The sequence below is a fragment of the Kitasatospora sp. NPDC054795 genome (assembly GCF_053611565.1).
Map to the genome: position 1 here is coordinate 96,317 of NZ_JBSHAP010000015.1, position 7,112 is coordinate 103,428.

Here is a 7,112-nt window from a genome sequence, read left to right on the forward strand (position 1 = left end):
ACCGGCGGCCCGCTCCCTTCCAGCCCTGACAGAACCGGAGAGGCCAGCATGACCGATCCCGCCCTGCCCGTCACCACCGATACTGACGAGGGCGTCGCCGTGCTCGACGCGGTCGAAGCGTTCCACCGTCGCTTCAACGTGTTCCCCAGCGAAGCCGCGTACACCGCCGTCGTGCTGTGGGACGCCCACACCCACCTGCTCGACACCTTCGAGTCCACCCCGCGCATCGCCTTCCTGAGCCCCGAGCCCGGCTCTGGCAAGACCCGCGCGCTGGAGATCATCGAGACGCTCACTCCGCGTCCGATGCTCACCACCGACGTCTCCCCGGCCGCGCTGTTCCGGTCCGTCTGCGACCCCGACGCCCGGCCCACCGTGCTGTTCGACGAGATCGACACCACCTTCGGTCCCAAGGCCGCGGGCAACGAGGACCTGCGCGGCCTGATCAACTCCGGCCACCGCCGCTCCGGCGTCGTCCTGCGCTGCGTTGGCGACGGCAACACCCAGACCGTGCAGCCCTTCCCCGTCTACGCCGCCCTCGCTATGGGCGGCCTCGGCGACCTCCCCGACACCATCATGAGCCGCTCCGTCGTCATCCGGATGCGCCGCCGGGCCCCCAACGAGAAGGTCGAGCCCTACCGCGAGCGGATCCACAAGGCCGAGGGCCACGCCCTGCGCGAGCGCCTCGCCACCTGGGCCAGCAGTGTCCGTCAGAAGCTCGAAGGCGCCTGGCCGGAACTGCCCGAGGGCATCAGCGACCGGCCCGCCGACGTGTGGGAGCCCCTGCTCGCCGTCGCCGACGCCGCCGGCGGGCACTGGCCCAAGCGCGCTCGCGCCGCCTGCGTCCAGCTCGTCACCGCTGCCAAGGCCAACGACAAGGGCTCTGTCGGGATCCGCCTGCTGGCCGATCTGCGGGACATCTTCGGCGACGCCGAGCGCATGCTCAGCGCCGACCTGCTCAGCAAGCTCGCCGACCTCGACGACGCCCCGTGGGCTGACCTCGACGGCAAACCCATCACCTCCCGAGCCCTCGCCAAGATGCTCGGCGACTACGTCAAGGCCGACAACGACCCCATCAAGCCCCGCAACATCAAGACCGGCTCGAAGAGCACCGCCAAGGGCTACTACGCCGCCGACCTCTCCGACGCGTGGCTGCGGTACTGCCCGCCCCGCCGGCCTCGCCCCGAGGAAGCCGCTACTGCCGCTACTGCCGCTACCGCGCAGGTCAGGGCCCTGTTTCCGGTAGCGGATACGCCCAAGGTAGCGGATACCGATCCGCTACCCGCCACCCCGGCCGCCGCCGCACCGTAGGCCGCCCGCCGCTCCCGTCAACCCCGGCGGGAGCGGCACCAATCCGCTACCGCTACCCAATCCGCTACCAAAAACATGCCCCTGACCAGGGAGGTAGCGGCAGTAGCGGCAGTAGCGGATTCCACAGGGGGAAGCGGTTAAGCCCCGAACAGGATCCCGGAGGAGCGCATGTCCAAGACCGACCCGAAGCTCAAGCTCGCCGCCGTCCTCGAAGAGATCGCCATGTCCCGATCCGCGTACTACCGGATGGTCGCCCTGGGGAAGGGGCCCAAGACCATGAAGCTCCCCAACGGCCAGCTCCGCGTCCGCCGGAGCGACCTCGACGCCTGGTGGGCCGCGCAGGAACTCGACGCTGCCTAACTGCCCCTCACCCCGCAGGGCCCTGGCGCTCGCCAGGGCCCTGCTCATTGGAGAACCGTGCTGACGTACGACGTGACGCTCTACGAGATCCGCCAACGCAACCGACGGAAGCCGTTCGAACTTCGGTGGAAGGTCGGCCCGCGGACCCACTCGAAGAGCTACACCACCAAAACCCTGGCCATCGGAAGGCTTTCCGAGCTTCGCACCGCCATGAAGAAGGGCGAGGAGTTCGACGTCGAGACCGGCCTCCCGGCCTCTGAGCTGCGCGAACTCGAAAAGAAGCAGGCCCAGGTGTCGTGGTTCGACCACGCGAAGAAGTACGCCGAGGTCACATGGCCGGACTCGTCCGCGAAGGAACGGGCCGCGCGGGCGGACGGGTTGGCCACGATCGCCCCGGCGCTGGTCACGGACCACCGTGGGGCCCCGCCGGCCCCCGTGCTGCGGCGGGCTCTCTCGTGCTGGGCGTTCAACTTCTCCGAGCACCGGGGCGAGATCCCCGAGAAGTTCGCGGACGCGCTCAGCTGGCTCTCCCGCAAGTCGGTGCCCGTCGCCCAGTTGGAGGACTCGGACACCATCCGGGAAGCCCTGGTGGCCATCACCCTGAAACTGGACGGGAAGCGCGCGGCGGACAACACCATCAAGCGGAAGTACTCCACCCTGAGCGGTGCTATCGGGTACGCGATCGAGCGGAGACTCCTCACGGCGAACCCGCTGAAGTCCGTGAAGTGGACGCCGCCCGAGACGGACGACGAGATCGACTTCCGGTTCGTGCCGGCCCCCCGCCAGGCACGGGAGTTGATCGAAGCGGTCCGGACACTCGGCCCGCGCGGGCGCCACTTGGCCACGTACTACGGCTGCATCAACTGGGCCGCGACCCGGCCGGCCGAGGCCACGCACCTCCGGCTGACGGACTGCAAGCTGCCCAAGTCGGGGTGGGGCCTCATCGTGGCGCCCGGCAGCTCGCCCCGGGTCGGGTCGCGGTGGACCGATGACGGGCAGTCTCACGAGGAGCGCGGCCTGAAGCACCGCGCCAGCTCGGCCACCCGGGACATCCCGATCCCCCCGGTGTTCGTCCGGATGCTGCGCGCGCACGTGGACGAGTTCGGACTGGGCCTTGACGGACGCCTGTTCCAGGCCGCCGAGGGTGGGCTGCTCAGCACGAAGGAGACCTCGGAGGTCTGGAAGAAGGCCCGGGAGTTGGTGCTCACGCCCGAGCAGGTGAAGACCCCGTTCGCCGACGTCCCGTACGACCTGCGGGCCACCTGCGTGTCCGGGTGGCTCGCGGCCGGCGTCGACCCGGCCGAGGTCGCCCACCGCGCCGGCCACAGCATCACGGTGCTCTTCAAGTTCTACGCCAAGGTGCTCGACGGCAGGAAGGACCGCTCCAACGCCATGATCGAGCAGTTCTTGGACCAGGAGTACGGCGACGAGTAGGCCGTAGGCCTGGCCCAGGGCTGGCCCACACGTGCTGACCGGACCCGGCACACAGGTGGGACAGCCCGGGACAGAATCGAAAAGGGCGGGTATCGGCATGTAGCCGATACCCGCCCTGAGCTGGGTGTTCCTCACCAGCGGAGAGCGTGGGATTCGAACCCACGGTACGGGGTCACCGCACGACAGTTTTCAAGACTGTTCCCTTAGGCCGCTCGGGCAGCTCTCCAGGCGGAGGTCAGCCTAACGGGTCCGGCGGGGTTCGGCGCACACGTTTCGGTGCGGGCGGGGGTCACGGCTGGTCGCCCTCGCGCTGACCGAGGGTGACCTTGGTGTTGAGGGTCTGGCCGTTGCGGGTGTACTCGACGTCGACGGTCTCGCCGGGCTTGTGCGTCCAGATCCGGCTGACCAGGGCCGGGCCGTTGTCGATCGGCACGCCGCCGAGCTTGGTGATGACGTCGCCAGGCTTGAGGCCGGCCTTGTCGGCCGCGCCGCCGGGGGTGACGGCTGGCTGGCCCTGGATGTCCTTGGTCTGGATCTGCGCGCCGTCGCCCTTGTAGTCGTCGTTGCGCAGCACGTCGAGCTTGGCGTAGACCGGCTTGCCGGTCTTGATCAGGGTGTCCGCGACCCACTTGGCCTGGTTGATCGGGATGGCGAAGCCCAGGCCGATGCTGCCGGCCCGGCCGTTGGCGGAGGCGTTGGACTGGATCGCCGAGTTGATGCCGATCACCGCGCCGCCGGAGTCGAGCAGCGGGCCGCCGGAGTTGCCGGGGTTGATCGAGGCGTCGGTCTGCAGGGCGTTCATGTACGAGGCCTGCGAGCCGGTGTCGTCGCCGGAGGCCACCGGGCGGTCCTTGGCGCTGATGATGCCGCTGGTGACGGTGGACTCCAGGCCGTACGGCGCACCGATCGCGACGGTGGCGTCACCGACGTTGACCTTGTCGGAGTCGGCCAGCGGCAGCGGGGTCAGCTTGCTCTTCGGCGGGTTGTCGATCTTGACCACGGCGACGTCGTAGCCCTCGGCGTGGCCCAGCACGGAGGCGCTGTAGGAGCTGCCGTCGGCGAACTTGACGGTCAGTTTGCCGCCGTTGAGGGTCGGCGCGACCACGTGGTTGTTGGTGAGGATGTGGCCCTCGGTGTCGAAGACGAAGCCGGTGCCGGTGCCCGACTCGCCGTTGCCCTGCGCCTTGATGGTGACGACGCTGGGCAGCGCCTTCTGCGCGATGGCGGCGATCGAGCCAGGGGCGGGCTCGTTCTTCTGGGTGTCGCTGGCCTGCACGGTGGTGCTGCGGTGGTCGTTCGCGGAGCTGCCGCGGTCGGCGTTGTCGGTGACGGTCACACCGAGCACGCCGCCGGCCACACCGGCGACCAGCGCGACGGCCGCGATCAGGGCGACCAGGCCGCCGCGCTTCTTGCGCGGGCCGCCGGGGCCGACCGGACCGCCGGGGTAGTCCGCCGGGTAGCCGAGCGGGCCCGCCGGGCCGCCGGGGTAGCCCGCGCCGCCGGAGGTGGAGTCGTGGGTGGGGCCCCAGCCGCCGAGCGGCTGACCGGCCCCGAAGGGGTGGTGGCCGTGCGCGGCGGGGGCGGCGGGCGCGACCGGAGCGGCGCCGTAGCCCTCGTGAGCGGCGGGGGCGGCGGGCACGGCCGGAGCGGCGCCGTAGCTCTCGTGCGGGCCGGCCGCCGGAACGCCGTGGGTCGGGGTGGCGTACGGGTTGTCGGCCGTCGGCGGCAGCGCCGGGGCGGCGGGGGCCGCGCCCGGGGCGGGCGCGGCGAGCGGGGCCACCGGAGCCTGCGGGGCGGGCGGCAGGACCGGCGGCGGCGCGTCGATGTAGCCGGTGGCCGGGTCGACGGCCGGCTGCTCGGCGACGGGCGCCGCAAGGGCCGCGGGGGCCTCCGGTGCGGACACCTTGGTGAAGGCGACGGTGGGCTTGTGCCCGCCCTCGGCCGGGACACCCTCGGCCGCGACGGCGTCGACGGGCGGCGCCGCCTCGACGGGGGCGGCCTCGACGGCGCCCGACTCCGGCTCGGGCACCCGCCGGAAGGCCATCGTCGGCTGGTGCCCACCCTGAGCGGGGCCTTCGGAAGCGGACTCGGCCGCCCCCGGCCCGGCGGGCTGCTCCCCCTGCGGCCCGGTGGGCCCAACCTCGCGCTCGGTGCTCACGGACGACCTCCATAGCTGGCAGAACCAAGGACCATAGTTTTTCGCACTGTCGATTCGATTGCCGTAAGGACCCCTCTGAAGAACTCATAAGAATCCTTAGCCGACGCAGACGCCGACACCCGACACCCGACACCCGACACCGACGCCGGCACCGACGCCGGCACCGACGGCCGAGGCTCCCCTCCCCCGCCGGGCGTCCCGCGATGCGGACCGCACACCCTCGGCCTTGGGCGATCGCCCCCGTGCCGGTTAGCCTGTCGCTCCAAACTGACACGCGGGAGCTTGGACCCACCAGGCTGAGAGTGCGCATGTCGACCGTACGCCACACGAGTGACGGCCGGTCGAGGGGGCGCTGACCGCCGGAACCTGTCCGGGTAATGCCGGCGTAGGGAGTATCGGCCATGCCGCCTGCTTCGCCATCCTCTTCTTCGGGCGCGAACGTTCCCGCCCCCGGCGCGGACGCCTCCGCCGGGGGCGCGACCGCCGTCCTGGAGCGCCCCGAGCACGTCGAAGCGCCCCTGGTGCTGGACACCGAGCCGCCGCGCACGCTGCGCTTCCGGGACCACTTCGCGCTCTGGATGAACCTGGGCGTCAGCCTGATCGGCTTCTCCACCGCCGCCACCGTGCTCGGCGCCCCCGGCAGCGAGCTGTCGCTGGCCGCCGCGGTGACCGCGATCACGGTCGGTACGGCGGTCGGCACCGCGATGCTCGGCGTGGCCTCGCTGATCGGCGCCCGCACCGGCGCCCCCGCGATGGCGAACCTGCGCGGGCTGTTCGGCACCCGGCTGTCGTACCTGCCGACGGTGCTGAACATCGTGCAGTGCATCGGCTGGGGCGTGTTCGAGCTGCTGACCATCTCGGCGGGCGCGCAGACCGTCGCGCACACCACCGGCTACCGCTGGCTGTTCGTCCTGCTCGCGGGCGCGCTGACCACGGCGCTGACCATCTGGCCGCTGGGCTCGATCGCGGTGCTGCGCCGCTTCGTGGCCGGGGCGGTCGCGGTGGCGATGGTGTACTTCACCGTCCAGCTGGGCCGCCAGGGCGTGCCGGACCCGGGGGCGGGCAACTGGCACGGCTTCCTGGGCGCCACCGACGCGATGATCGCGGTGTCGGTCTCCTTCGTCCCGCTGGCCGCCGACTACACCCGGCACTCGCGCACCCCGCGCTCGGCGTTCTGGGGCAGCTTCTCCGGCTACACGATCGCCCAGGTCTGGTGCTACGTGCTCGGCCTGATGGCGCTGCTGCAGTCGGACGGCGATCCGAACCGGATCTTCGACTCCTTCCTCGGGGTCTGGGCCGGCTGGCTGTTCCTGCTGGTGCTGGTGCTGCGCGAGACGGACCAGTCCTTCGCCAACGTGTACTCGACGGCGATGTCGGTGCAGAACCTGCTGCCGAAGGTGGACCGCCGGGTGCTCTCCGGCGCGATCGGCGTGCTGATCACCGTGCTGGCGCTGCGGATCGACGAGTTCACCGACACCTACTACGGCTTCCTCGGTCTGATCGGCTCGGTGTTCGTGCCGCTGCTGGCGGTGCTCGTGGTGGACTACTTCCTCGGTGCCGGGCGGCGCGGCTGGGACCTCTCCGCCGACGCGCCGTCCCGCTGGCCGATGCTGCTGCCGTGGGCCCTGGGCTTCGCGGTCTACCAGTTCATCGCGCCGACCAAGGTGGCCGGCTGGTGGACGGACTTCTGGACCTCGGCCCAGGAGTCGCTGCACTTCACCCCGCAGGAGTGGACCTCCGCCTCGCTGTTCGCCTTCCTGGTGCCCGCCCTGGTCACCTGGGCGCTCACCCCGCTCTCCCGCCGCGCCGGCCGGCACTGAGCGCCCCGCCCCGCGCCGGCCGATGCGGGGGC

The 7,112-nt window shown here is 71.4% G+C and carries 5 protein-coding genes, 1 tRNA gene and 1 riboswitch; of the genes, 4 read left to right on the plus strand and 2 right to left on the minus strand.

Annotation, left to right across the window (positions count from 1 at the left end; all coding sequences use genetic code 11):
* Positions 1–48 precede the first annotated feature (48 nt).
* From ACWGJO_RS08185 to ACWGJO_RS08195, 3 genes are all read left to right on the plus strand, one after another.
* Positions 49–1,308 (plus strand): DUF3631 domain-containing protein, encoded by a 1,260-nt coding sequence (locus ACWGJO_RS08185; protein WP_452182700.1) that lies wholly within the window; start codon positions 49–51, stop codon positions 1,306–1,308.
* Positions 1,309–1,476: 168 nt separating this feature from the next.
* Positions 1,477–1,668, plus strand: coding sequence for a helix-turn-helix transcriptional regulator (locus tag ACWGJO_RS08190; RefSeq protein WP_452182702.1), 192 nt, complete (start codon positions 1,477–1,479; stop codon positions 1,666–1,668).
* A gap of 57 nt (positions 1,669–1,725) precedes the next feature.
* Positions 1,726–3,102, plus strand: coding sequence for a tyrosine-type recombinase/integrase (locus tag ACWGJO_RS08195; RefSeq protein WP_452182704.1), 1,377 nt, complete (start codon positions 1,726–1,728; stop codon positions 3,100–3,102).
* Positions 3,103–3,240: 138 nt separating this feature from the next.
* Here ACWGJO_RS08195 and ACWGJO_RS08200 read toward each other — a convergent pair.
* Positions 3,241–3,328 (minus strand) — tRNA-Ser (locus tag ACWGJO_RS08200).
* A 63-nt stretch (positions 3,329–3,391) separates the two neighbouring features.
* On the minus strand, positions 3,392–5,260 hold the full coding sequence (locus ACWGJO_RS08205; protein ID WP_452182705.1) for a S1C family serine protease: 1,869 nt from the start codon (positions 5,258–5,260) through the stop codon (positions 3,392–3,394).
* Between the two features lie 264 nt (positions 5,261–5,524).
* Positions 5,525–5,669: riboswitch (TPP riboswitch) on the plus strand.
* Here ACWGJO_RS08205 and ACWGJO_RS08210 point away from each other — a divergent pair.
* Positions 5,662–7,080: a purine-cytosine permease family protein gene (locus ACWGJO_RS08210; protein ID WP_452182706.1), complete on the plus strand. Its 1,419-nt coding sequence runs from the start codon at positions 5,662–5,664 to the stop codon at positions 7,078–7,080. Its footprint overlaps the riboswitch before it by 8 nt.
* Positions 7,081–7,112: the final 32 nt, after the last annotated feature.